We start from the raw sequence: 24,304 nt of genomic DNA, 5'->3' as shown, positions 1-24,304 counted from the left end.
TCTGGGGGCGAAAGGTCGATGTCGGCTCGGTGACGGCCGGGTGTCAAGGGGGCAGCCTAGCGGAGCCGGGTGGCCCGCCAGGTCCCCGTCGTGGGTGGTGTCGCGGGCCGGGTCAGCCGGATACCGGCGTCGCCCTCGGCCGGGGTACGACGCCGGTCGCGCCGAGCCCGACGGCCACGGATTCGACCAGGTTGTCCAGGTAGCTGTCGGTGAGCGGCAACCGGGCGATGGCGAGCCGCCAGTAGAGCGGGCCGACGATCAGGTCGACGGCGGCGTCCGGATCGGTGTCGGCGGGCAGCTCGCCGCGCTGCACGGCGCGGATGACCAGGCGACCGCCGATCTCCTGCTGGCGGGCGCGCAGCACCTGACGCAGAGTCTCGTCGATGGCCGGGTTGCGGGCCGCCTCGGCCAGCAGGTCGGGGATGATCTGCGACGCCAGGGGGTGACGCAGCGCGTGCGCCACGGCCTGGAACAGCAGCGCGAGGTCGCCGCGCAGGGTGCCGGTGTCCAGCACCGGCAGCTTGCCGTGTGCGGCGGCGGCGACGATCTCCACCACCAGGTCGAGCTTCGAACTCCACCGGCGGTAGACCGCCGTCTTGCTGACGCCGGCCCTTCGGGCCACCGCCTCGATGGAGAGCCGGCCGTAGCCGACCGCGGCCAGCTCCTGCATGAGCGCGCGCCGGATGGCCGTGGTGATCTCGTCGCGCAGCACCGCCGCGCCGGCCGGTACGCGCCTCTTCTCGGTCGTCACCGAGGACTCTTCTCGCAGGTCACGCCCGCTAGAGTAGCGCAACGACGGTACGGTTGCGTCCCGACGTGTTTCGGACTACTGTCCACGCAGCGACGAGGCGGCGTCCCGCGCACAACTCCCACTAGGATTCCATCGTCGCGAGCAACCCGTCTGCACGAAAGATCGGAGTGCCATTTCCATGGCCACCACCGCGCTGGTCGACCCTGACACGGGCCTGACCCAGGCGCAGCTGGCCGCTCGGCACGGGCTACGGGTCGCCGGTGAGCGACCCACCCTCGTCGAGTACAGCCGCCGACTCTGGGCCTACCGGCACTTCATCGCCGCGTACGCCAACGCCAAGCTGGTCGCGTCCTACAGCAACGCCAAGCTGGGCCAGCTCTGGCAGGTGCTCACCCCGCTGACCAACGCCGCGGTCTACTACCTGATCTTCGGGGTGGTGCTGGCACAGAACAGCATCCCGAACTTCATCGCGTACCTGACCACCGGGTTGTTCATCTTCAACTTCACCCAGAGCGCGGTCCTGGCCGGCACCCAGTCGATCAGCAGCAACCTCGGGCTGATCCGGGCGTTGCACTTCCCCCGGGCCAGCCTGCCGCTGTCCACCACCATGACCCAGTTCCAGCAACTGCTGGCCTCGATGGTGGTGCTGGTCGGCATCGTGCTGGTCACCGGCGAGCCGATCACCTGGGACTGGCTGATGCTGGTGCCGGCGCTGCTGTTGCAGGCGGTCTTCAACGCGGGCGTGGTGCTGCTGGTCGCCCGGCTGGGCTCCAAGGCCAGCGACCTCAAGCAGGTCATGCCGTTCGTCATGCGCACCTGGATGTACGGCTCCGGCGTGCTCTACAGCGTCAGCCTCTTCGAGCGGCTGCCCGGCTGGGCGACGACGCTGGTCCAGTTCAACCCGCTGCTGGTCTACATCGAGCTGGCCCGGTACGCGCTGCTCGAGCAGGCGCCACTGCTCAACGAGTCGCTGACCCAGCTCTGGCTGGTCGCCGCCGGTTGGGCCGTGGTGGCCGGAATCGGCGGCTACATCTACTTCTGGCGCGGCGAACAGGAGTACGGCCGTGGTTGATTCCCTGCCGGCCGCCGACGAGGCGACCGTCTCCCTGCCGACGCTGACGCCCGAGCGGATCCCCACCGTGGTGGTGGACGACGCGCACATCATCTACCGGGTCCACCAGGGCGCCACCGGTGGCACCACTCCGGTGGCGGCGCTGCGCCGGCTGGTCAAGCGCACCAACGCGCCGAACGTGCGGGAGGTGCACGCCGTCAAGGGCGTGTCGTTCACCGCGTACCGGGGCGAGGCGATCGGGTTGATCGGCAGCAACGGCTCGGGCAAGTCCACCATCCTGCGGGCCATCGCCGGCCTGCTGCCGGTCAACCGGGGCGCGATCCACACCCAGGGGCAGCCGTCGCTGCTCGGGGTGAACGCGGCGCTGCTCAACGACCTGTCCGGCGAGCGAAACGTCGTGCTGGGGTGCCTGGCGATGGGCATGCACCCCGACGAGGTCGCCAAGCAGGCCGCGGGGATCATCGACTTCTCCGGGATCAACGAGCGGGGTGACTTCGCCAGCCTGCCGATGCGCACGTACTCGTCGGGCATGGCGGCCCGGCTGCGGTTCTCCATCGCCGCCGCCAAGAGGCACGACGTGCTGCTCATCGACGAGGCGCTCGCCACCGGCGACAAGGGTTTCCGCAAGCGCAGCGAGCAGCGCGTCCGCGAGCTGCGCGAGGGCGCCGGCACGGTGTTCCTGGTCAGCCACCAGCTCTCCTCCGTGCGCGACACCTGCGAACGGACGATCTGGCTGGAATCGGGCCTTATCCGGATGGACGGCCCGACCGACGAGGTCATCCGCGCGTACGAGGCGTTCGCTAACAGCAAGTAGAGTGCCGGCCAACCACCGGCATCGACACGGCAACCAGGACCGCGTCGCCCGCGTTGGGGCGGCGCGGTCCGCGCGTTAAGGTTCATTCCGTCGCCGCTCGGGCGGAACTTTCCGTTAACGCAACCCTGAGAGTGAGGATCCGGCAATGACGCAGGACCAGACCACTGGCCCGGACGCCGCAACGGAGACCCCCGCACCGTGGCGGCCCTCGCGGACAGTGGCCGTGGTGCTGGCCGGCGGCACCGGGACCCGGCTGGGCCTCGGCATCCCCAAGCAACTGCTCAAGATCGCCGGTAAGCCGATCATCGAGCACACCCTGGCGGTCTTCGAGGCCGCTCCGGAGATCGACGAGATCATCGTGCTGATGGCGACCGGTCACGTCGACGACGCCCGGCAGATCGTCGAGAAGGCCGGCCTGCGCAAGGTCACCCAGGTCATCGAGGGCGGCGACACCCGCAACGCGACCACCCGGATCGCGCTGGACGCGGTCGGCCCGACCGACTGCAACATCCTCTTCCACGACGCCGTCCGCCCGCTGCTCAGCGGCCGGATCGTGCGCGAGTGCGTCAACGCGCTGTGGACCTACGCCGCCGTCGACGTCGCCATCCCCTCCGCCGACACGATCATCCAGGTGGACGAGAACGACTGCATCACCGACATTCCGGTGCGCTCCCGGCTCCGCCGGGGACAGACCCCGCAGGCGTTCCGCTCCCCCACGATCCGTGAGGCGTACCGGATCGCCGAGAACGACCCCGACTTCGCCGCCACCGACGACTGCGGCGTGGTGCTGCGGTACCTGCCGGGCACGCCGATCAAGGTGATCGACGGCTCGGACGAGAACATCAAGGTCACCCACCCGGTCGACGTGCACCTGGCGGACAAGCTCTTCCAGCTCGCGGCCGCGCAGGCGCCCCGGCTGACCGATCACCGCAGCTACACCGAGGAGCTGACGGGCCGCACGATCGTGGTGTTCGGCGGCAGCTACGGGATCGGCCACGAGCTGACCGAGCTGGCGCGGCGCTACGGCGCGCAGGTCTTCCCGTTCAGCCGCTCCACCACGGGCACCCACGTCGAGCGCGCCGAGGACGTCGAGGCCGCGCTGACGACCGCCTTCGAGGCGACCGGCCGGATCGACCACGTGGTGGTCACCGCCGGGATCCTGGAGCGGGGCGCCCTGGCCGAGATGGACGAGGAGACGATGGACCGGGTGTTGCAGGTCAACTTCGTCGGCCCGGTGACCATCGCCCGGCAGGCCCTTCCGTACCTGCAGCAGACCAAGGGTCAGCTGCTGCTCTACACCTCCAGCTCGTACACCCGGGGTCGGGCCCGCTACGCCCTCTACTCGTCCACCAAGGCCGCCCTGGTCAACCTGACCCAGGCGCTCGCCGACGAGTGGGCCGACGTCGGCGTACGGGTCAACTGCATCAACCCGGAGCGGACGGCCACCCCCATGCGTACGCGGGCCTTCGGCGAGGAGCCGGAGAACACCCTGCTGGCCGCGGAGGCCGTCGCCCAGTCCTCGCTCGACGTGTTGATCTCCGACCTGACCGGCCAGGTCATCGACGTACGCCGGGCGCCTGGCGACGGCCCGTCCGTGCCGGCGCAGGCCGGCCCCGACCGGTCCGAGACGCCGGCCGCGGCGTCGACGAACTGACGTCGACGGCACCCCCGCGACACCGAGGGCGGCGATCGGAGCGACATGCGTGGTGACCTGGTTCGCAAGGTGGTCGCCCGGTGCCTGAGCACCGGGCTCGCCGTGCTGGCCTTCGTCGTGCTGGCCCTCACCGGCAGCACCGGGTGGGGCCTCGCGCTGGCCGTCGCCGCGCTGGTGGCGGCGGCCGCTGAGCAGCGGATCCGACCGGCCGCCGACCTGGTGGCCGAGAACGCCCTGATCGCCGCGGCGGTCCTGATCGGCTACTCCCGACGGCTCGACGACGGCTTCGACCCCGCGCTGGCCGCGACGGCGCTGGTCCTGCTGGGGCTGGTGCTGCTGGTGGGGCCGTTGCGTACCGCCGGCAACCTGGAGCTCCGGGCGGCCAACCTGCCGGTACGCGCCTGGACCCCGCTGATCGCTGACCGACTCGGCGTCACCCTGCTGGGGCTGCTCGCGGTGGTGGCCATCGCCGCCGCGTCGACCCTGCCGGCCGTCGTGGCGCTCGCCGCCAGCCTGCTGGTGGCCGCCGCCGCCGGGGCGGTCGCGCTGGACCTGGCCCGACGACGGTTCCGCCCGACCGCCGGCGGTGGGCAGGTCGCCCGCGCGCTACGCCGGCACGAGCCGGAGTTCCTGCTCTACTTCTCCGCACCGCCCGGCTCCGAGTACCAGGTCACCATGTGGCTGCCGTACCTCGAACGGATCGGCCGGCCCTTCCTGGTGCTGGTCCGTGAGCCGGAGTTCGTCGCGCCGATCGCCGCGGCCACCGACGCGCCGGTGGTCTACTGCCCCACGCTGCGCGCGATGGACGAGGCGCTGGTGCCGAGCCTGCGGGTGGCCTTCTACGTCAACCACGGGGCGAAGAACAGCCACTGCATCCGGTTCACCCAGCTCACCCACGTCCAACTGCACCACGGCGACAGCGACAAGGCGCCCAGCGCCAACCCGGTCTCGGGCATCTTCGACCGGATCTTCGTGGCCGGGCCGGCGGCGATCGACCGGTACGCCCGCGCCGGGGTGCAGATCCCGGCCGAGAAGTTCGTCGTGGTGGGCCGTCCCCAGGTCGAGTCGATCGAGGTGCGCCAGGAGCCGACGCGGGGCCTCGCGCACCCGACGGTGCTCTACACCCCGACCTGGACCGGGCACCACGCCGACGCCGACTACTGCTCGCTGCCGGTGGCCGAGGAGCTGCTGCGGCGGCTGCTGGGGCGCGGCGCGACGGTGATCCTGCGGGCGCATCCGTACACGACGCAGAACCCGGCGTCGGCACGCCAGTTGGGCCGGCTCACCGAACTGCTGGCCGTCGACCGCGCCCGCACCGGCCGGCAGCACGTGTTCGGCGCGGCCGCCCGGGAGCTGAGCCTGACCGAGTGCGTCAACCGCTCGGACGCGCTGGTCTCCGACGTCTCCGGGGTGATCTCCGACTACCTCTACTCCGGCAAGCCGTACGCCGTCACCGACATGGGTGACGAGGGCGACCGGTTCACCGAGCGCTTTCCACTGGCCGGCTCGGGCTACGTGCTGCGGCGCGACATGTCCAACGTGGACGCCGTGCTCACGGCCCTGCTGGACACCGACCCGCTGGCCGATGCCCGCTGGGTCACCCGCCGCCGCTACCTGGGCGACTTCCCGGCCGAGTCGTACGCCGAGGGTTTCCTGACCGCCGCCCGCCGCGAGCTGACCTCGGCCCGGGAACTACCCGCGCCCGCAGCCGCCTGACCGGTCAGCGGTACGGCTCCAGCAACGCCAGCACGGCCGCCGGATCCTCCAGGTGCGCGTTGTGCCCGAGACCGGACAGCGTGGCGACCGGTACGCCGTACTCCTTGAGCTGCGCGTCCGTGACCATCGGGTCGTGCTCCCCGCGGGCCAGCACCACCGGCACGTCGGTCGCCGCGAGCAGCGCGGCCAGATCGGGCGCGCCGACGGCGAACGCGGCGTTGTCCATCGCGAGCCGCCACCGGCCGTCGACCTGACGCAGACCGGCGTCGACCATCGGGTGGTCCGGGAGGACCAGACCGGTGAGGCCGGCGACCCGCAGATAGCGGCGGGCGGCCTCGGTGCGGCTGGTGAACCAGCCCACCGGGCGGGCGGCGAGGTCCGCGGCGCGGGCCAGCTCGGCCGGCGCCCAGACGGCCTTGATGCCCAAGCCCACCACCGCGTCCACCGGCAGACCGGCGGCGCGGGCCGCCAGCGCCAGGCCGACCACGCCACCGAGCGAGTGCCCGAGCACGACGATGCGGTCGTCGGAGGCCAGGCCCTGCGCGACCCGCTGGGCGAAACCCTCGAAGGAGTACGACGACAGCGGCGCCGACCAACCGTGACCGGCGAGATCGGGCGCCAGCCACCGGCCGGGCCAGTGCTGCTCCAGAAGTGGCGCCCAGGGCAGCCACACGTCACCCGTCGCCCCCATGCCGTGCAGCAGCAACAGGATCGGCTCACGGCCGGCTTGGCCGCCCGATTCATCCACCACGGCCGCAGTCTCCCACGGTTCGTGGCCCGGTACGAGAGCCGTTCACCCGCGTCGGGCCCCGACCTGGGAACGCCGCGGGCGCCGGCCCCTCGTGGGAGACGGCGCCCGCGGCGTCGTGGGGTGTCGCGCGTTGGTCAGGCGGAGTAACCCCGGGTGGCGATCCAGTTCGCCAGGTCGATCGTGGTGATCCAGTAGGCCGGGTCGGCGGCGTTCGCCGAGTCGGCAATCCGCACCGTACGGCCGTTGTCCTTGTAGCCGACGACGGCGATGTAGTGCCCACCGCCGTAGGAGTGGTAGCCGCCCTCGGTGTCGACGGCGTCGCCGGCGACGTTGGCCACCACGCCGCGGCCATCGGTGATGGCCTTGACGACGTCGGCCTGAAGGCGGTCCATCTGGGCCGGGCTGGGCGTGCCCGCGAACATGCGGGTGCGGTACGGGGAGCCCTTCACCTCGGCGTTGAGCACCCGGGTGGTGTCCTCGGCCGAGTTGGTGCCCATCTCGGTGGTGCCCAGTTCGGCGCCGAGCTCCTCCTGGGTGCGGTCGATGCCGCTGGCGCTGAGCGCGTTGCGGGTGGCCGCCGGGCCACAGTTGTAGTAGGTGTTCTGCGCCTCGTAGTCGTAGTCGAGCACCTTCGTCGCGGGCGGCTTCGGCGGCGTCGGCTTCCGGGTGACGTCCGGGTTGCTCGTGGCCTTCGCGGCGGGGGACGCGGCGCTGGTGGCCGGGGCGGCGGTGCTCGGCGCGACGCTCGCCGACGGAGCTGCGGACCGGAGTTCGCCACGGGAGGCGACGGTGTCACTGCGCATCTCGGCGACCGTGGTCGGGGTGCGCGAGCCGGCCGGGGCGTCGTCGGTGCCGGCGACCAGAGCGCCGGCGGTGGTGGCGATCGCGAGGGCCGCGGCGGAGGCGGCGACGATCTGGTACGGGCGCTCGGTCGCGAGGCGACGGAGCTGGCGCTTCAGGGTGTGCTTCACGAGGTCCTCCACGGTTCACAGGGAGAGCGGCACACCGGGGCTCGACCGGCATCCGGGCAGGCGTCAGCGCGCGGGCGGTGGCCCGCGGATGATGAGCCGCTCAGGGGAACGCCCGGCGCGGCCGGGCGGGAAGTGCGGTGACCCGGGGGGTCAGCTCACCGTCACGAGGCGGATGAGCGGGGACACCGCGTCGCCGTGGAGGCGGCGGAACAACAAGGGGGTCGAGGGGTGCTGCACGAGGATGGAACTCCTTCCGTCACCGCCTACCGGGTTAGCTGACGGATTCGGGCGGGAAGATCGCCCTACCGCGGGCCGTGGCTCGCGGATTCACCCCGGACTTACTGTGGGTCCCCGGTTCGTTGATCACGATTGAGCGGGTCGGCGCGGCGTCGCCTCCTGCGATCGGTAACCGCACCGGACGGGACGACAGTACTGGCCGGTACGCACTCTGCCAAGCCGCGCCCACCTGCGTAAACATCGATTGGCCCAGCAATTTCTGCGCGTTCTGCCGCTGACGTGACTCGATGGGACAACGGGTTCCGCCGGCACCTGTGGGCGACAACCGGACAGGTGGCCGACAACGCGGCCACAATCGCGGGCGCAATGGCCGCCGATGATGCCCGCCGCCCGATTTCCGCCGCCGGTGACCCGCCTCACATAACGGATCGGGCTCAACCGGCCCGGGCCGGACGCCAGCGTGCCACGAGGGCCGTACGCGACGGCCGCGTCGCGGTGCGCCGGGAGAACGCCGGGCTCGGCCGCGACCGGACCGCCGCCACGTACGCCTCCTCGGCGAGGACGCGCGCCGACTCGGCGGCCACCTCGGCGTCCCGCCAGGACGACCGCTCCCGCTCGGCGGCCGTCCGGTGCTCGGCCAGCCTCGCGTCACGGATCGCCCGGATGAGCAGCGTCTCCTGCTCGACCGGGTGCCGGCGGGGGTCCCAGCCGCGCCGGTGCCCGAACACGTCGCCGAGCTGAGCCATGGTCAACTCCCCCCGCCAGTGCGCCGCCATGGCGGCACGGTGCAGATAGCGCTCCCGGGCCGCGTACTCGGCGGGGGTGTGCGGGGTACGCGGTGTCGGCAACGCCCCGGCACCGGCGACCCGACGGGCGGCCGTGTCCGCCTCGTCGTACGCCGTCCAGGCCCGCTGCGCCTCGTCCTGAGCGACCAGCCAGTCAGCGCGCCGCCGTCGGGCGGTCCGCGCGGCCCGGGCGGCGGCCACGGCCACCTCCTCGGCGTACCGGCGCAGGTCGGCCATCTCGGCGACGGCCATCTCGCGGGCGGTGGGTGTCGGCGGCGTGGGGTCGGCCGCGGGCGAGTCCCGCTCCGGACGGGCCACCAGAACGGCGAGGACCGTCAGCGCCAGCAGGAACAGGGCCGACCAGATGGCGGCGGCCTGGGGCACCTCGGTCAGGAACTGGTAGAAGACGACGGTTTCCATGATCGACACCTCGGCATGAGCACGTAAGCGATGGGATGCCGCACGGGCGGGTGCGGGCGGTGTGTCGTCAGGTGTGGTGACTGGCGTTCGGTCTGGCGGCGTCGCCGGTGGTGGAGATCTCGGCGCGCCACACTCCGGCGCTCGCGGGACGGCGTGCCGCCCCGGTGACTGACCCCGCTAGGCCGGCGGGGCGCGGGGGGCCCGGCTGGCCGAGCCGGCGGCGCGGAGGGGCCGCTGCGAGCCCGTGCGCGTCGAGGTCACGCCCGCCAATGGGCGGGGCAACGCGTCCGAACCACCGTGCCGGGCGGGCTGCGGGTCGACCGACCGCGCGGAGGCGTCAGCGCCAAGCTCTGCGGCTCGTACCCCGCCGACCCTGCGGGTGACGGCGCGGTCGGTGACGGCGCGGTCGGTGCCGGCGCGGTCGGTGCCGGCGCGGTCGGTGGCGGCGCGGTCGGTGGCGGCCGAGCCGGTGGCGGCGCGGTCGGTGAGGACGGTGGAGAGGGCCGCGGTCGACGGTCCGAGCGGCTCCGCGAGGGCGAGCGACCCGATGATGGGCGGCGGGGCCGCGGCGGTCGATGCCGGCAGCAGCGCCGGGGCCGCGCCCAGGGCGAGCGACAGCACGGCGAGGCTGGTCAGCACCCGTGCCGCCCAGCGCGCCACCCACCACAGGGGACAGGTGAGCGCGACCGGGAGCACGTCCTCACGCTACCGTCGGGACCGCCCGGACGCATCGGCGACGGGCGTGTCGGCCAGCGCCGCGCCGACCCCGTCCGACCAGCGTGGACCAGGTGGCGTCAGCCGGCGCTGGTGGGTGCCACCGCGCCGGTCAAGATCGCGCTCGATCGTTGATGTAGTGGCCTCACTCGGCTGACGAGACCACTACAACCAGGATCGAGCGCGATCTTGCGCGTCTGGACGGGCGGGCACGGGCGGCACGCCGGCGTCACCGCTCCCGGCCGACGAGGTGGTGCGCTGATGGGGAACGAGCGGCGGGCGACCCGGGCGACGTGGCGCGAGCCGGCGCATCATCGGGGTCTCCACCCAGCGGTGCAGCAACCCGGCGAGGACCAGGTTCGCGAGCAGGAATCCGAGCACCACCGCCGGACCCCGCCAACCCCGGAAACCGGTCCCCCAGTCGCCGCTGAGCCGGAGCACGCTCGTCATCACCAGGACGTGCACCAGGTAGAAGGCGAACGAGACCTCGCCGAGCCAGACCAGCGGACGCGAGCGCCACGGCGAGCGCCGGCCGCGCACGTCGGCGTCGGCGGCCGCGGTGATCACCAACAGGTACGCGACGGCGAGCAGCGTGGTCCACAACTCGGCGCGGATCCACTGCGCGGCGGCCACCCAGGTGCCCACGAAGATCGCGGTGGCGGCGGTCAGGCCCGGCCCGCGCCACCGGCCCCGGAGCATCAGCTCGGCCGCCACCGCGCCCAACCAGAACTCCAGGGACCGCACCGGCGGGAAGATCTGGGTGAACCACCAGCGGCTTACCTCCGGCACCAGATGCTGGGCCGGCCAGAGCGCGAGGATCAGCAGCGGCAGCGCGACCACGAGCGCCCAGAGCACCGCGGGTCGCGCCCGGCGCAACAGGGGCAGCGCCAGCGGCAGACAGAGGTAGAAGAAGAACTCGCAGGACAGCGACCAGCTCACCGTGTTGACGCTGTAGAACCAGCCCAGCCGGGGGTCCCACGCCTGCAACAGCAGCAGGTTCTCCACGGCGACGGCCGGCAGGACGGGATCGGCGAACCACCCGGCGACCAGCAGCGCGGCGGCCCACAGCACCACGTGGTTCGGGTAGATCTTCGCGACCCGTCGACGCCAGAAGGTCAGCCGCGAGTCGCCCGGGCGGGCCGACCAGACCAACACGAAGCCGCTGAGAATGAAGAAGAACTGCACGCCGGACAGGCCGAGGGTGAAGAGGGCGTCGACGACGGCCTTGTACTCCGGCTCGGCGATGATCCGCATCGTCCCGGCGTGGAACCCGAAGACCAGCAGCGCGGCGATCCACCGCAGCCCGGTCAGCGACGGCAGCCGGGCGGGGGCGGCCGGCGCGGCCGGCGCGTCGGTGGTGCTCGTCATGCCGAGGCACCCTACCGGGTCACTCCCGGGTGAACCGGGCGGCCGTTGTTTACCTTCCGCTTCGCGGGTGTTCAGGGATTTCACCATCGGCGGCCACGTGTGGTTCCGGGGCTGGCCATCCACGTCGTCGAAGGTGGCGACGTGGTCAATGAGCCGACGCACGCGCCGCTGCTGAGCATCGTCGTGCCCGTCTACGGCGTCGAGGCTTACCTGTACCAGTGCCTCGAGTCGGTCCGGGCGGACATCCCGGCGGGCGAGTCGGAGGCGGTCGAGCTGATCGCCGTGAACGACGCCTCGCCGGACGGCTGCGGCGCGATGCTGCGGTCCTACGCCACCGGGCGCGACAACGTCCGCGTCGTACACCTGGAAGAGAACGTGGGTCTGGGCCTGGCCCGCAACGCGGGCCTCGACGTGGCCACCGGCCGGTACGTGTGGTTCGTCGACAGCGACGACTGGCTGCCACCGGGCACGATCGCGGCGGTGCTGGACCGGCTGCGTGAACACCAGCCCGACGTCCTCATGCTGGACCACCTGCGGGTGCACGAGGACGGTCGGCGGGAGGTCGACGCGAGCAGCCACCTGCTGCGCGGGGTGCCGGGCGTGGCCCGCCTGGCCGACCAGCCGCACCTGCTGCGGGTGCAGCACACGGCGTGGAACAAGGTGGTACGCCGGGCCTTTCTCGACGAGTTGGAGCTGCGCTTCTTCCCCGGCTGGTACGAGGACATCCCGTTCAGCCACCCGCTGCTGATCGGCGCGGAGAAGATCTCGGTGCTGGACCGGGTCTGCTACCTGTACCGGCAGGGCCGCCAGGGCGCCATCACCTCCACCCGCAGTGGCCGGCACTTCGACGCGTTCGGCCAGTACGAGCGGCTGATGGACTGGGTTGCCCGCCGGCACCCGGACGAGGGCCTGCGGGCCGAGCTGTTCGAGCTGATGATCAGCCACTACCTGGTGGTGGTCGGCAACGACGACCGGCTGCACCCACACCTGCGGCGCGCCTTCTTCCACCGGGTCGCCGAGCACTACCGCCGATACCTGCCCCCCGGCGGCTATCCGATGCCGCCGGGGGTCAGCGGGCTCAAGCACCGCCTGGTGGGGCGGGGTGACTGGTTGGCGTACTCGGCGCTGCGGCAGGCGCACCGGGTCACCGGACGGTGGCGACGGTCCGGCCCGACCGCCAGCGCCGACTCGTCGTCGACCGACGACCCCTCCCGAGCGGCACGGTCGACGAGCAGGCCGGACGGCGGGCACGCCGCCGGCAGGCCGGGACGGTCGGACGCGCTGGCCGGTGGCCGCCTGCCGTGACCCGTTCGGCGGGTGCCCGGGTTTTTCAGGTCGTCCACCCGTTCGGGGGGACGACGACAGCACCACCGCACGTCGGTGCGGGCGTAAGGGAACAGAGGTCGGAATGACGGCGACAATCAAGATCGGACCGCACGCGGTCGGTGCCGGAGAGCGGCCCTTCGTGGTCGCCGAGATGTCCGGTAACCACAACGGCGACCTGGACCGGGCGCTGGCCATCGTGGACGCGGTCGCCGAGAGCGGCGCGCACGCGCTCAAGCTGCAGACGTACCGGCCGGACACGATCACGATCGACGTCGACACCCCGGCCTTCCGCATCTCCGGCGGGCACGAGCTGTGGGGCGGGGAGAACCTGTACCGCCTCTACGAGCGGGCGCACACCCCGTACGAGTGGCACGCCCCGATCTTCGCGCGGGCCCGCGCGCGCGGGCTGACGGTCTTCTCGTCACCGTTCGACGCGACCGCCGTGGAGCTGTTGGAGTCGTTGGACGCCCCGGCGTACAAGATCGCGTCCTCGGAGCTGGTGGACCTGCCGCTGATCCGCTTGGTGGCCAGCACCGGCAAGCCGATGGTGATCTCGACCGGGATGGCGACGGTCGCCGAGATCGACGCCGCCGTACGGACCGCGCGCGACGGCGGCGCGGCGGGCATCGTCCTGCTGGCCTGCACCGCGTCCTACCCGGCACCCCCCGCCGACAGCAACCTGCGCCGCCTGCCGGTGCTGGCCGGCGCGTTCGACGTGCCGGTCGGGCTCTCCGACCACACGCCCGGTATCGGCGTGGCGGTCGCCTCGGTGGCGCTGGGCGCCTGCTTCATCGAGAAGCACGTGACCCTGGACCGGGCCGATGGCGGCGTGGACTCGGACTTCTCGCTGAACCCGGCGGAGTTGACCGCGCTCGTCGAGGAGTCGGGCCGCGCCTACGCGGCGCTGGGCGGCACCGCGATCGGCCCAACGCCGGCCGAGCGGGAAGGGCTACGGTTCCGCCGTTCGCTGTTCGTGGTCGAGGACGTCCGGGCCGGCGACCCGGTGACGGCACAGAACGTCCGGTCGATCCGCCCGGCCGGCGGCCTGGCCCCGATCGAGATCGACAGGGTGTTGGGCCGCACCTTCACCACCGACGTCCCGCGCGGCACCCCGCTGAGCTGGGACCTGATCTGACCGCTGTGCGGCCGGGTGCCCCGCCGCGCCGGTAGCGGCGCCGCGGGGTGCCCGGCTCTGCGGCCGGCAGCGCCCTGTGCGCCTCCTGTCGAGCTGCCCCGAAAATGGGGCGCGTGCCGTGGGTGCCATCCCGCCCCACCGATGGGGCAGCTCGACAGGAGGCACCCGACAACAGCGGCACCCCGCCGTCAGTCGCGGCCGCTCAGCCCCGCGCCCTGCTCGGGGGCGAAGCCGACGGTGACCACCAGGTCGGCGACCCGCAGGGTGCTCCAGAGGATGGCGACGTTCACCGGAGTGCCCAGCCCGTGCCGACGCCACCAGGTCGCGATCGGCACGTCGACCAACTTGCAGCAGCACTCGGCCCGGGTCCACCGGGCCCAGAAGTCAGCGACGCCGAAGTGGCGGGCCAGTGCCGGGGGAACCGGGGCGTTCGCGCGCTCCGCGTCGACGGCCACCCGCCAACCCGGCACCGGCGGGCCGTACCAGCCGACGCAGCGCCCGTCGTCGAGGTGACTGCGGGTCGTCGCCGAGGCCAGGTCGGCGGGCGTACCGATGCGTAGGTGCCGTTCGGCGGCGGCGAGCAGTCCCGGCACCGGGCGCAGGTCAGATGGAGGCGGCACCGTCCACCACGATGACCTGGCCGTTGATGTTGGTGTGCTCGCGCAGCAGCATCCGCACCACCGGTACGACCTCCTCCGGCTCGGTCAGGTGGCCGGTCGGGGTACGGCGCACGATCTGGTCGAGCTGGGTCGGGCCGAGCACGGCGGACATCTCCGAGGCGAAGAAGCCGGGCGCGACCGCGTTGACCAGCATCCGGCCGCCGAGTTCCCGGGCGAGCGAGCGGGTGGCGGCGTCCATGCCGCCCTTGGTGGCCGAGTACGCGACCAGGCCCGGGAAGCCACGCTGCGCGCAGATCGAGGTGATGTTGACGACGCGGCCCCGCAGCCCCTTGCCGAGCATCCGACGGATCACCAGCCGGGTCAGTTGCAGCGGCGCGGTCAGGTTGGTCTCGATGATCCGGGCGATGTCGTCGGTCGCGGTGTGCACGTGCAGGGAGTCCTGCCCGACGGCGGCGTTGTTGACGATGCCGTCGATCGGGCCGAGGCGCTGCTCCACCTCGCGGACGAAGCCCTGCGCGGCGCGCAGATCGGTGACGTCGACCGAACCGACGTGCACCCGGTCGGGGTGCTCGGCGGCGAGCTTCTCCAGCTCGGGGGTGACGGTACGGGCGAACGCGGCCACCCGTACGCCCGCGTCGAGCAGGTCGGTGACGATGGCCAGGCCCAGCCCCCGGGAACCGCCGGAGACGAGGACCACGGAGCTGGGGGGAACGAGCTTGGTGTCGGCGGGGTCAGACATCGCTCTTCAGGGTCTCCTTGACGGGAATCTCGGTCAGCACACGGATCCGGCGGGGCACGGCGTGCTCGGGCAGCCGGTCGGCGCACCAGCGGACCAGCGCGGCCTCGTCGGGCAGCGGGGCGTCCGCGTGCTCGGCGGGTGCGAGGACCACCTCGGCGACGACCATCCGACCGAGCACCGGGGCGCGGCGGCCGGTGACGCGGGCCCAGGCCACACCGGGATGCTGGGTCAGCACGCCACGGACCACACCGGCGGAGACCTTGCTCCCACCCACGTTGATCTCGTCGGTGTCCAAGCGACCTGTGATCAGCACCCGCCCGTCGACCACCTGCACCCGATCCCCGGTGCGGACCGGGCCGGAGAGCCCGACCCCGTGGTACGGGGAGGTGACGACCAGTTCGTCGTCGCGTACCGACAGGGTGGGTCGGCCCTCGGTTTCCCGGTCCAGCCACTCGGCGGGGAACCCGGCCCGCCCGTCGTGCACCACGATGGACGCGCCGACCTCCGAGGACGCGTAGATCCAGGAGATCCGCGCGGCGGGGAAGACCTCGCGCAGCTGGTCCAGGATCGCCTGGTCCACCGGCTCGCCGCCGAGGGTGATCTGACGCAGCGGCACCCGGGCCAGCGCGGCGGCGTCCCGGTAGAGGGTGCGCCGCCAGAAGGTGGGCGTGCCGGACGCGGCGTCGACCCCGTGCGCGGCGGCGACCGCCGGCCAGTCGTCCAGTTCGTCCGGCTCGATGACCACCAGGTGCTGACCGGGCTGGGTCAGCGACAGGGTCACGACCTGCCACCAGGCGTACGTGCCGGGGGCGTAGGGGCACAGCCAGGTCCGGTCCGGCTGGTCGGCCCGCACGGTGGTCAACGTGTCGAGGGTGTGCCCGACCCGCTTGGGACGGCCCGTCGACCCGGACGTCAGCAGCCACAGCCGGCCGGGTTCGGCGACGCGCGATCGGGCGGGCGCGCTGGGGTGCGCGCCGTCGTCGTCGAGGAGGGTCACGGTGAAGCCGGCGTCGTCCAGCTCCGCGCGCATCGTCGCGTCCACCCGACTCGCGGTGCTGAGCAGCAGCTCGGTGCCGTGCACGGCGTGCTGTCGCGCGGCGGCGAGCGCGTGCCGGGCGGAGTGCGCCAGCACCGCGGCGGGGTCGGGCAGCTGCGGCGTCGGCAACGTCCGCCAGGTCAGCGCGGCGCCGCCCACGACGAGCCGGTTGTCGACGCCGGCCGGTTCCCGACCCGCGGTGGCCGGGTGGGGGGTCGCGACGGTCACTGCTGCGAAAGCTCGACGAGGAAGTCGAGGACGTCGCCGACGGTGGCGATGCGGCGCAGGCCGGGAGCGTCGAAGTTCAGCTCCTCCCCCGTCTCGTCCTCCACGCGCAGGGCCAGCTCGGAGAAGTCCAGCGAGCGGAAACCGATGTCCCGCAGCTGCGCCGCGTCGTCGGCGGGCAGCTCCTTGTCCTGGTTCTTGAGCACCTGCGCCATGAGGTCGCGGATCTGCGCGCGACTCAATTCGTTCATGCGCCGGAGTCTACAACCCAGCGAATGGATAACTGCTTTCCCGGTAGGCCCGGGTAAGGTGCTCCGACCGGATGTGTTCAGACAGGAAAGCGGGAGCACGTGCTACGCGAAGCGACGGCGGACGACGTTCATCTGATGTTGTCCTGGCGTAATCAGGAAACCAACCGTCAGGTCAGCAAGACCAGCCACGAGATCACCGCCGAGGAGCACGCCCGGTGGTGGTCGGCGGTGCGCGACGACCCGACGCGGCGCGTCCTGACGTACGTCCACGACGACCGACCCTGCGGTGTCGTCACCTTCTTCGACCTGCGGCTGGACGCCCCGCGAACCGGGGCGTGGGGCTTCTACCTGGACGCCGACGGGCTGGCCGGGCGGGGCGAGACGCTGCCGGCCTGGCTGGGGGTGATGCGGGAGGCCGTGGAGTACGCCTTCGACGGGTTGCACCTGACTCGGCTCGACGGCGAGGTGCTGGCGCACAACACCGTCGTGCGGCAGATGAACCGACGTTTTCGATTCGTCGAGGGCACGCCACGGCAGGAACTGTCCGACGGGCGGGAAATCACCGTCATTCCGATTTCCCTGGCGCGTGAGGATCGTCGCCAACGGTGATTGCCGCCGGCATTTCCGCAATGGCGGTAAAGCGTTAGGCACCCGTACGCCCGGTGGACATCCACCGTTCACCGGAACGCGGTGACCACCGGGCGGTAATGGGCGTCGGAATCAGGCGCGCCGCCAGGCGGCCCAGTGCTGCCGTTCGTTGCCGCCGAGCCGGACGAAGCCGTACCTCGCGCCGTCCCAGTCGTCCGGCTGGCCGGGCGCCCAGCGGGCGAACACCACCTGCGCGGCGGCGGGCGGCTGTTCGCGGAACCACCGCACGTCGGTCCAGGTGACCTGGTGACTGAGGTTGAACCGCAGGATGTAGTGCACACCGGTGGAGGCCCAGACCCGCTCGCCGGGGCGTACGCCGACGTCGGCGACCCGGGGGGTCGGCGCGGTGCTCGCGGCCATCGGCCGCACCAGCCGTTGGTCGATCACCTGCATGGTGAGCAGGTTGACCACGACCAGGACGCCGAGCACGGGCAGCCGCAGCCGGGGCACCCGGACCGCGGCCACCAGCAGCACGCACGCGCCGATGCCGATCAGCGACCCGAGCACCGGACGCATCTCGCGCCAACCGTTGGTCAACGCCATCAGGTCCGGCGCGCCGAAGCCGCCGTAGCGCAGCGAGTGCCCTCGGCTGGCCACGTACGCGAGGCGACCGGCGACCAGCGCGCCGCCGGCGACCAGCAGGCCCACCGCGACCGCCGCCCGGCGCAGCGCCACCCGGCGCTCCTCGGTGAGCAGCACCCCGAGCCCGACCAGCAGCCAGAACGGGGCGAGCATCTGCACGTAGCGGCCGTAGATCGCGTCCAACGGCTTGCCGGTGATGCCGGCCAGGAGCACCGACGCGCCGCTGGCGACTCCGACGCTCACGACCAGCGCCACCCCCATCGTCCAGCGGGTGGCGTCACCGTGGCGCGGACGCCACAGCTCCTTGACGGCGGCGGCCCAGGCGATCCCGGCCAGTCCGAACGTGATCACCACGAGGTACCAGAGCTGGGTGGTGACGGCCGCCCCGACGCGGACCACCCCCTGGGCGGAGGCGACGGCGGCGACCGTGCCGCCCCCGGGGGTGCTGCCCAGCAGGTAGACCTTGTCCCCGAGGAGGCGGATGCCGGCCTCGTTGACCAGCGCCAGGGCCAGCACCGGCAGCAGCGCCGCGAGCACCGCGACGGGGGTGATCCGGCGGCGCACGAACAGCAGCAGGACCAGGCCGGCGTGCACGGCCACGATCACCAGACCGCGCGAGTGCAGCAGGTGGAACGACCCCACCAGCAGGCCCACGGTGGCCGCGGCGAGCGGCCCGGGGCGTTCGATCCAGCGGTGCACGGCGAGCAGCCAGGCGACCACGAGCGGCGCCATCACCGTGTCGATCATCGCGACGCCGGCGTAGAAGGCGGTGGCCGGCAGCGTGGCCGCCACCACCGCCGCGAGCAGCGCCGACGCGCGGGGCAGCCGGAGCACCCGGCGGCCCAGGAGGTACGCCAGCGGCAGCAGCGTCGAGTTGACCATCGCGTTGATCAGTTGGACGAGACGGTAACTGTCGGCGAAGTCGTGGTGACCGAGGAACGCGGGCGAGATGAGCATGGGGTATCCGACCCGGCGCAGCAGGTCGTTCTCGCTGCTGAACCCGCCCGGACCGCCGGCGAGGGCGCGGGCGGTGTTCAGATAGCTGTCCTCGTCGGTGTGGGCGATGGGCAGCGCGATGTGCCGCGACAGCCACAGGCGCCAGGCGACGCTCAGCACCCAACCGACGAACAGCAGCAGCGGCACCAGCCATCGGCGTGCGGGTGTCGCGGGCGGTGTCCCGGCCGGGACCGCCGGCCGTTCGATCACGTCGCTGCCGATTGCCATCAACGCCTCCTGAACCGTCGGCCGGACCGGCCGCTGGGCACGCCGGACAGGCTGGTGACGCTCGGGGATGATCCGCTCGCACCGAGGCGGTGCGGATGTCGGGTGAACGCGGCAACCACGACGCGCTCAAGGCTGCCGGGTCGCTCGCGCGGCCACTGTAGCGGCCGGATCTCCCCTGGTCAGCCCGCTTCCCGGCCGGTCGGAAATGTTCGCCTGCACGGTGCCCGCCATTCACGACGGCAGGGGAAGCGGTTAACCCGCGAGCGCCGGTGCGTTAACCCGCCGCCGTTAGCGTCTCACCCCGGTCGGCCGGCCGAGGGCCGCCGGTTCATCCACGATCACGGGAGCACCAAATTGAGTGAGTTGAATGGATCGTCCATTCTGATCACCGGGGGAACGGGTTCCTTCGGCAGGACCTTCCTCCGGCACATCCTCACCGAGGCCGACCCCGCCCGGGTGGTGGTCTTCTCCCGCGACGAGCTCAAGCAGTACGAGTTGCGCCAGCAACTCGGCGACGACCCGCGCCTGCGCTGGTTCATCGGCGACATCCGGGACCGGCACCGCCTCACGCGGGCGATGCACGGCGTGGACCACGTGGTGCACGCCGCCGCCCTGAAGCAGGTGGACACCGCCGAGTACAACCCGTCGGAGTTCATCGCCACCAACATCACCGGCTCGCAGCACGTGGTCGACGCGGCGATCGAGGCGGGCGTCAAGAAGGTCATCGCGCTCTCGACCGACAAGGCGTCCAGCCCGATCAACCTTTACGGCGCCACCAAGCTGGTCGGCGACAAGCTGTTCGTCTCGGCCAACCACTACGCCGCGCACCACCCGACCCGGTTCTCGGTCGTGCGCTACGGCAACGTGGTCGGCAGCCGTGGTTCGGTCGTCCCGCTGTTCCACCGGCTGGCCGCCGAGGGCAAGAGCCTGCCGATCACCGACAAGCGGATGACCCGCTTCTGGATCACCCTCGAGCAGGCCGTGCAGTTCGTCATGGACTCGTTCGACCAGATGCAGGGTGGCGAGCTGTTCGTGCCCCGGATCCCCAGCATGCGCATCCTCGACCTGGTCGAGGCCGTCGCCCCGGACGCCACCACCCACGAGATCGGCATCCGGCCCGGCGAGAAGCTGCACGAGGAGATGATCGCCCCGGACGACAGCCGGCGGACGCTGCGCGCCAAGGACCGCTACATCGTCCAGCCGACCATCGCCGGTTGGGGCTACCAGCCGCCGGTCGACTGCGAGCCCGTGCCGGACGGCTTCGCCTACCAGTCGGACACGAACGACGAGTGGCTCACCGTCGAGCAGCTACGCGAGATGCTCGGCCTGACCGCATGACAGGGATGCTCCCGTACGGCCGGCAGTCGATCTCCGAGGACGACGTCGCGGCCGTCGCCGGCGTGCTGCGCGGCGACTGGCTCACCACCGGGCCGCAGGTCGACGCGTTCGAGGCCGACCTGGCTCGGGTGACCGGCGCGGCAGGTGTCGCCGCCGTCTCCAACGGCACCGCCGCGCTGCACGTGGCGTACGCGGCGGCCGGTGTCGGACCGGGCGACGAGGTGGTGGTGCCGCCCATGACGTTCGTGGCGACCGCCAGCAGCGCTGTCGCCCTCGGCGCGAAGATCGTGTTCGCGGACGTCGACGAGGAGACCTTCTGCCTCGACCCGGCTGCCGCGGCGGCGGCGGTCACCTCGCGTACCAAGGTGGTTTCCGCCGTCGACTACGCCGGCCACCCGGCCGACTACGACGCGCTGCGCAAGGCCGTCGCGGGCACCGACGCCCTGCTGCTCGCCGACGCGGCGCACTCCATCGGCGGGACGTACCACGCTCGGCCGGTCGGATCACTCGCCGACCTGACCACGTTCTCGTTCTTCCCGACGAAGAACCTCACCACCGCCGAGGGCGGCGGGGTCGCCGCGCTGGATCCGAAGATCCTGGAGCGGGCCCGCCGCTTCCGTGGCGTGGGCATGGTCCGCGAGCGCGACGACCTGCGCCGCCCCGACGAGGGCGGCTGGTTCTACGAGGTCCCCGAGTTCGGGCTGAACTACCGCCTGCCGGACGTGCTCTGTGCCCTGGGCCGCAGCCAACTGCGCCGCCTCGGCGAGTTCGTGGCCCGCCGGGCCGCGCTCGTCGCCCGCTACAACGAGGCGCTCGCCGACCTGGACGGGGTACGCCTGCCCGTCCAGCAGCCGTGGGCCGAGCCGGCCTGGCACCTCTACCCGATCCGGGTGCTCGACGGCCGTCGCCGCGAGGTCTACGACCGGATGCGCGCGGCCGGCATCGGCGTACAGGTCAACTACATCCCGGTGCACTGGCACCCGGCCTTCGCCGACCTGGGTTACCGGCGCGGGTCGTGCCCGGTGGCCGAGTCGTTCTACGCCCAGCAGCTGTCGCTGCCGCTGTACCCGGGACTCAGCGACGCCGACCAGGACCGCGTCATCGACGCGCTGACCGCGATCCTGCGGGGCAGCGCGGTGCGTTCCGCCGCCTGATGGGAAGCTGATGCACCACGCGAACCACTTCTACGGCCACGCCCACGTGCTGGCCCGTTACGCCGCTCTCGGCGACCGGCATCCGCCACGGATCAACGGGTACGTGCAGCACGGCTGGAACATCGGCGACGGCCTGGCGCCGGGTCACCCGTACGCCGACCGCACGCCCAGCCTGCTCTGGTCCGAGCAGACCCGCCGCCGGGCCTGGTCGGTGGGGCGGCGCAACGTCGTCGTGATCGGCGCCCCGTTCACCTACCTGCTGGCGATGCGGCCGGACAACCCGCCGGAGCAGGAGCGGGAGGGCACCATCTGGTACCCGTTCCACGGCTGGGAGGGCCAGCACGTCAAGGGCGACCACCGGGAGCTGATCGCCCGCATCCGCGACACCGAGCCCGGCCCGGTGACGGTCTGCCTGTACTGGCACGAGTACGGCATGCGCCACGTCCGGCGGCTCTACGAGCGCGCCGGGTTCCGGGTGATCTGCCACGGCTACCGGGGACACTGGTGGAAGGACACCGACCCGGAGTTCCTCGACAAGCAACTGACCGAGCTGCGCCGGCACCGCCGGGTAGCATCCAACCGGCTGACCAGCGCGATCTTCTACGGCATCGCGGCCGGCTGCGAACCGGCGGTCTACGGCGACCCGATGATCCTGTCCAACGAGGACCCGACCTTCGGCGGCACCGCCCGCATCCGTCGGCAGTGGCCGGAGCTGCACGGCACCAGGGTCGACCTGCCCACCGCCGTCTCGATCGCCCGCGCGGAGCTGGGCGTCGACCACCGCTGCACCCCGGCCGAGCTACGTGAGCTGCTGGGTTGGGCGAACCTTGGGGAAGAAGAGGACGACAGTGACGACTGAGACCGCACCCGCCGGCCGGATCAGCCTGCCCGGCGGCGAGATGCTGGCCTGGTCCGACCTGCCGAAGGGGCGGTTGGCCGACGGCGGGCCGCTCGCCGCGCTGGCCGCCCGCGTCGTGCCGTCCGGCGCGCGGGTCCTGCTGGCCGGCCCGCACGACCCGGCGCTGCTCGACCGGCTCGCCCACGCCGAGGTGACCTGCCTGCTGCGCAGTCACCCGGACGCGGTGGTGCTCGCCCGGCGGGCCACCCGCGTCATCGTGGGCGGCCCCGCCGGCCTGCCCGACGACGAGACGTACGACGTGGTGATCGCCGCCGCCGGCCTGGACCCGATCGAGTCGGTGGAGGGCACCCGGCTCGGCTGGGACGGCGTGCTGGCCCGGCTGGTCGCGGCGGTACGCCCCGGTGGCGCGCTGCTGCTGCGCCTGGACAACCCGCTCGGGCTGCACCGGCTGGTCGCCACCACCCCCTGGTACGCCGCCCGCGACGACTCCGCCTGGGTCATCGGCGGCGTGCTCGACCCGGCCCACCCCGCCAACCGGGGCCAGCTCCGGCAGCGGATCACCGACAGCGGGCTCCGCCCGAGCGCCTGCTGGGCCGCGTACCCCGATGGCGCGACGGCGACGGCCCTGCTCGACGCCGACCAGCTCGACCACGGCGCGGGCCGCGGGCTGTTCGACGCGGTGCTGCACGGCGCCTGCGCCGGTGCCTTCGCTCCCGCCACGGTGCTCCAGGACCCGGCCCGGCTGGCGGTGGACGCCCTGCACGCCGGGCGGGCCGCGGACCTCGCGCCGGCCTGGCTGCTGCTGGCCCACCGGCCCGGCGGGCCCACGGACTCCCCCGGCGACGCGGAGCTGCCGGTGGCGCTGGTGCAGACCGGCTCGTCCGGCCAGCCCGGGATCGGTGTGCTGGAGGTGCGCGACGGCCCGTCCGGCTGGCGGTGGGGGCACGTCGCCACCGCCGACACGCGCGCGCCGAGCGCGCCGTTCGCCAGCCGCGAGGCCGCGTACCGGGACCCCGACGCGCTGACCGGACCGGTGCCGTCCGGGCGGCTGCTGCACACCCTGCTGCTCGACGCCGCGCTGCGCCGCGACCTGACCACGGTGCGCGCGCTGCTGCACGGGTACGCGGGCTGGCTCGCCGACCAGGCCGACGCCGACGGACGGCTGGTCGGCGCCGCCGCGCTGGCCAGTGCCGACAACATGGTGGTCGACGGGGAACGCTTCGCGGTACTCGACCCGAGCTGGCGGGCGGCCGACCGGCTCCCCGGCGACGTGGTGCTGGCCCGCGGGCTGTGGCGCTTCGCGGCGGCCCTGCTCACCGGCGGGTACGCCCACCCGTGGTCGTCCACCCTCGACGTCGCCGGCCTCACCGTCGTCCTCGGCGGGCTCGCCGGCCACGACCTGGACCGGACGACGGTGGCCGAGGCGGTCCAGGTCGAGGCGGCGATCACGGCCAGCCTGCACGGCCTGGACGCCGAGCACCGCACGGCCCTCGCCACCGACCTGCAGGCGGTCGAACCGACCGACCCGCCGCTCGGCGCGCACAGCTACCAGCAGTTGCGCGAGGCGTGGCGGCGCCAACGCGAGGAGATCAGTCGGCTGGCGGCCCTCACCAAGTGGACCGACGAGCTGCTCACCTCCCGGGAACGGGCGCTGCGCCGGGCCGAGGCGAAGATCGGCCTGCTCAGCGGGTCCATCAGCTACCGAGTCGGCCGGCTCGCCATCACCCCCGCCCGGCTGGCCAAGCGGGGTGCGCGTGCCGCGAAGCGACGTGCCCGCGCGGCGCTCGCCCCGAAGCAGCTCGTCACGGAGCAGGAGGAGCAGCAGTGACCGACGACGGCGGCGCTCCCGCGACGACGCGGCCCGACCCTGCGGCGCGGCCCGACCCTGCGGCGCGGCCCGACCCTGCGGCGCCG

General features: G+C 72.7%; 22 protein-coding genes and 1 riboswitch. Of the genes, 11 read left to right on the top strand and 11 right to left on the bottom strand.

Annotation, left to right across the window (positions count from 1 at the left end):
* Window positions 1–112: 112 nt before the first annotated feature.
* On the bottom strand, window positions 113–751 hold the full coding sequence (locus AB0B55_RS10820) for a TetR/AcrR family transcriptional regulator (protein ID WP_355050328.1): 639 nt from the start codon (window positions 749–751) through the stop codon (window positions 113–115).
* A 178-nt stretch (window positions 752–929) separates the two neighbouring features.
* Here AB0B55_RS10820 and AB0B55_RS10815 point away from each other — a divergent pair, with 178 nt between their 5' ends.
* The 4 genes from AB0B55_RS10815 to AB0B55_RS10800 all read left to right on the top strand — a co-directional run bounded on the left by AB0B55_RS10815 (window position 930) and on the right by AB0B55_RS10800 (window position 6,007).
* On the top strand, window positions 930–1,823 hold the full coding sequence (locus AB0B55_RS10815) for an ABC transporter permease (protein ID WP_357120079.1): 894 nt from the start codon (window positions 930–932) through the stop codon (window positions 1,821–1,823).
* A gap of 4 nt (window positions 1,824–1,827) precedes the next feature.
* Entirely contained in the window at window positions 1,828–2,637 is an 810-nt protein-coding gene (locus tag AB0B55_RS10810) for an ABC transporter ATP-binding protein (protein WP_357120787.1), read from the top strand.
* Window positions 2,638–2,782: 145 nt separating this feature from the next.
* Window positions 2,783–4,291 carry a bifunctional cytidylyltransferase/SDR family oxidoreductase gene (locus tag AB0B55_RS10805; RefSeq protein WP_357171554.1) on the top strand — a complete coding sequence of 503 codons (1,509 nt, stop codon included), beginning with the start codon at window positions 2,783–2,785 and terminating at the stop codon, window positions 4,289–4,291.
* 45 nt (window positions 4,292–4,336) lie between these two features.
* A complete protein-coding gene (locus tag AB0B55_RS10800; RefSeq protein ID WP_357171553.1) occupies window positions 4,337–6,007 on the top strand; it encodes a CDP-glycerol glycerophosphotransferase family protein in 1,671 nt (556 codons plus the stop codon).
* Between the two features lie 4 nt (window positions 6,008–6,011).
* Here the strand turns inward: AB0B55_RS10800 and AB0B55_RS10795 are convergent, their stop codons facing one another.
* The 5 genes from AB0B55_RS10795 to AB0B55_RS10775 form a co-directional block, all read right to left on the bottom strand.
* Window positions 6,012–6,758 (bottom strand): alpha/beta hydrolase, encoded by a 747-nt coding sequence (locus tag AB0B55_RS10795; protein WP_357171552.1) that lies wholly within the window; start codon window positions 6,756–6,758, stop codon window positions 6,012–6,014.
* A gap of 134 nt (window positions 6,759–6,892) precedes the next feature.
* Window positions 6,893–7,741, bottom strand: coding sequence for a C39 family peptidase (locus AB0B55_RS10790; RefSeq protein WP_357171551.1), 849 nt, complete (start codon window positions 7,739–7,741; stop codon window positions 6,893–6,895).
* A 233-nt stretch (window positions 7,742–7,974) separates the two neighbouring features.
* Window positions 7,975–8,115: riboswitch (cyclic di-AMP (ydaO/yuaA leader) on the bottom strand.
* A 285-nt stretch (window positions 8,116–8,400) separates the two neighbouring features.
* The gene (locus tag AB0B55_RS10785; protein WP_357120094.1) at window positions 8,401–9,171 is read right to left on the bottom strand and encodes a hypothetical protein; all 771 of its coding nucleotides are present in this window, start codon (window positions 9,169–9,171) and stop codon (window positions 8,401–8,403) included.
* Between the two features lie 177 nt (window positions 9,172–9,348).
* Window positions 9,349–9,867, bottom strand: coding sequence for a hypothetical protein (locus tag AB0B55_RS10780; protein ID WP_357171550.1), 519 nt, complete (start codon window positions 9,865–9,867; stop codon window positions 9,349–9,351).
* A gap of 183 nt (window positions 9,868–10,050) precedes the next feature.
* Complete coding sequence (locus tag AB0B55_RS10775; RefSeq protein ID WP_357171549.1) at window positions 10,051–11,253, bottom strand: acyltransferase; 1,203 nt, start codon at window positions 11,251–11,253, stop codon at window positions 10,051–10,053.
* A gap of 141 nt (window positions 11,254–11,394) precedes the next feature.
* Between AB0B55_RS10775 and AB0B55_RS10770 the strand changes: the two genes are divergently transcribed.
* Window positions 11,395–12,558, top strand: coding sequence for a glycosyltransferase (locus tag AB0B55_RS10770; RefSeq protein ID WP_357171548.1), 1,164 nt, complete (start codon window positions 11,395–11,397; stop codon window positions 12,556–12,558).
* Between the two features lie 103 nt (window positions 12,559–12,661).
* The gene (gene pseI / locus AB0B55_RS10765; RefSeq protein ID WP_357171547.1) at window positions 12,662–13,714 is read left to right on the top strand and encodes a pseudaminic acid synthase; all 1,053 of its coding nucleotides are present in this window, start codon (window positions 12,662–12,664) and stop codon (window positions 13,712–13,714) included.
* 188 nt (window positions 13,715–13,902) lie between these two features.
* On the opposite strand, the gene AB0B55_RS10760 is transcribed toward pseI, so the two are convergent.
* Genes AB0B55_RS10760 through AB0B55_RS10745 form a run of 4 tightly spaced genes read right to left on the bottom strand, consistent with a single transcriptional unit; the run spans window position 13,903 to window position 16,585 of the window.
* On the bottom strand, window positions 13,903–14,334 hold the full coding sequence (locus tag AB0B55_RS10760; RefSeq protein ID WP_357171546.1) for a hypothetical protein: 432 nt from the start codon (window positions 14,332–14,334) through the stop codon (window positions 13,903–13,905).
* The gene (locus tag AB0B55_RS10755; RefSeq protein WP_357120112.1) at window positions 14,318–15,073 is read right to left on the bottom strand and encodes an SDR family NAD(P)-dependent oxidoreductase; all 756 of its coding nucleotides are present in this window, start codon (window positions 15,071–15,073) and stop codon (window positions 14,318–14,320) included. The genes AB0B55_RS10760 and AB0B55_RS10755 overlap by 17 nt, the downstream gene beginning before the upstream one ends.
* Window positions 15,066–16,337 (bottom strand): AMP-binding protein, encoded by a 1,272-nt coding sequence (locus AB0B55_RS10750; RefSeq protein ID WP_357171545.1) that lies wholly within the window; start codon window positions 16,335–16,337, stop codon window positions 15,066–15,068. Before AB0B55_RS10750 ends, AB0B55_RS10755 begins: the two co-directional genes overlap by 8 nt.
* The gene (locus AB0B55_RS10745; protein WP_357120118.1) at window positions 16,334–16,585 is read right to left on the bottom strand and encodes an acyl carrier protein; all 252 of its coding nucleotides are present in this window, start codon (window positions 16,583–16,585) and stop codon (window positions 16,334–16,336) included. The genes AB0B55_RS10750 and AB0B55_RS10745 overlap by 4 nt, the downstream gene beginning before the upstream one ends.
* Window positions 16,586–16,684: 99 nt before the next feature.
* On the opposite strand from AB0B55_RS10745, the gene AB0B55_RS10740 reads away from it, so the two are divergent.
* On the top strand, window positions 16,685–17,194 hold the full coding sequence (locus tag AB0B55_RS10740; RefSeq protein ID WP_355050343.1) for a GNAT family N-acetyltransferase: 510 nt from the start codon (window positions 16,685–16,687) through the stop codon (window positions 17,192–17,194).
* A 111-nt stretch (window positions 17,195–17,305) separates the two neighbouring features.
* Here the strand turns inward: AB0B55_RS10740 and AB0B55_RS10735 are convergent, their stop codons facing one another.
* Window positions 17,306–19,039, bottom strand: a complete 1,734-nt coding sequence (locus AB0B55_RS10735; RefSeq protein WP_357171544.1) for a hypothetical protein — start codon at window positions 19,037–19,039, stop codon at window positions 17,306–17,308.
* A gap of 354 nt (window positions 19,040–19,393) precedes the next feature.
* Between AB0B55_RS10735 and pseB the strand changes: the two genes are divergently transcribed.
* The 4 genes from pseB to AB0B55_RS10715 are packed head-to-tail and all read left to right on the top strand — an operon-like array spanning window position 19,394 to window position 24,218.
* Entirely contained in the window at window positions 19,394–20,377 is a 984-nt protein-coding gene (pseB, locus tag AB0B55_RS10730; RefSeq protein WP_357120124.1) for a UDP-N-acetylglucosamine 4,6-dehydratase (inverting), read from the top strand.
* Window positions 20,374–21,531: an aminotransferase class I/II-fold pyridoxal phosphate-dependent enzyme gene (locus AB0B55_RS10725; protein ID WP_357120127.1), complete on the top strand. Its 1,158-nt coding sequence runs from the start codon at window positions 20,374–20,376 to the stop codon at window positions 21,529–21,531. The genes pseB and AB0B55_RS10725 overlap by 4 nt, the downstream gene beginning before the upstream one ends.
* A 10-nt stretch (window positions 21,532–21,541) precedes the next feature.
* The gene (locus tag AB0B55_RS10720; protein ID WP_357171543.1) at window positions 21,542–22,390 is read left to right on the top strand and encodes a hypothetical protein; all 849 of its coding nucleotides are present in this window, start codon (window positions 21,542–21,544) and stop codon (window positions 22,388–22,390) included.
* On the top strand, window positions 22,380–24,218 hold the full coding sequence (locus AB0B55_RS10715; protein WP_357171542.1) for a class I SAM-dependent methyltransferase: 1,839 nt from the start codon (window positions 22,380–22,382) through the stop codon (window positions 24,216–24,218). Before AB0B55_RS10720 ends, AB0B55_RS10715 begins: the two co-directional genes overlap by 11 nt.
* Window positions 24,219–24,304 lie beyond the last annotated feature (86 nt).

The sequence above is a fragment of the Micromonospora sp. NPDC049107 genome (assembly GCF_040648595.1).
GTDB lineage: Bacteria > Actinomycetota > Actinomycetes > Mycobacteriales > Micromonosporaceae > Micromonospora.
This window is presented reverse-complemented; position numbering and strand designations above follow the sequence as displayed.

Coding starts and splice junctions, on each gene's coding strand:
- AB0B55_RS10755 (WP_357120112.1), bottom strand. CDS start 15,073: ATGTCTGACCCCGCCGACACCAAGCTCGTTCCCCCCAGCTCCGTGGTC.
- pseI (WP_357171547.1), top strand. CDS start 12,662: ATGACGGCGACAATCAAGATCGGACCGCACGCGGTCGGTGCCGGAGAG.
- AB0B55_RS10725 (WP_357120127.1), top strand. CDS start 20,374: ATGACAGGGATGCTCCCGTACGGCCGGCAGTCGATCTCCGAGGACGAC.
- AB0B55_RS10785 (WP_357120094.1), bottom strand. CDS start 9,171: ATGGAAACCGTCGTCTTCTACCAGTTCCTGACCGAGGTGCCCCAGGCC.
- AB0B55_RS10815 (WP_357120079.1), top strand. CDS start 930: ATGGCCACCACCGCGCTGGTCGACCCTGACACGGGCCTGACCCAGGCG.
- AB0B55_RS10800 (WP_357171553.1), top strand. CDS start 4,337: ATGCGTGGTGACCTGGTTCGCAAGGTGGTCGCCCGGTGCCTGAGCACC.
- AB0B55_RS10775 (WP_357171549.1), bottom strand. CDS start 11,253: ATGACGAGCACCACCGACGCGCCGGCCGCGCCGGCCGCCCCCGCCCGG.
- AB0B55_RS10720 (WP_357171543.1), top strand. CDS start 21,542: ATGCACCACGCGAACCACTTCTACGGCCACGCCCACGTGCTGGCCCGT.
- AB0B55_RS10805 (WP_357171554.1), top strand. CDS start 2,783: ATGACGCAGGACCAGACCACTGGCCCGGACGCCGCAACGGAGACCCCC.
- AB0B55_RS10745 (WP_357120118.1), bottom strand. CDS start 16,585: ATGAACGAATTGAGTCGCGCGCAGATCCGCGACCTCATGGCGCAGGTG.
- AB0B55_RS10735 (WP_357171544.1), bottom strand. CDS start 19,039: ATGGCAATCGGCAGCGACGTGATCGAACGGCCGGCGGTCCCGGCCGGG.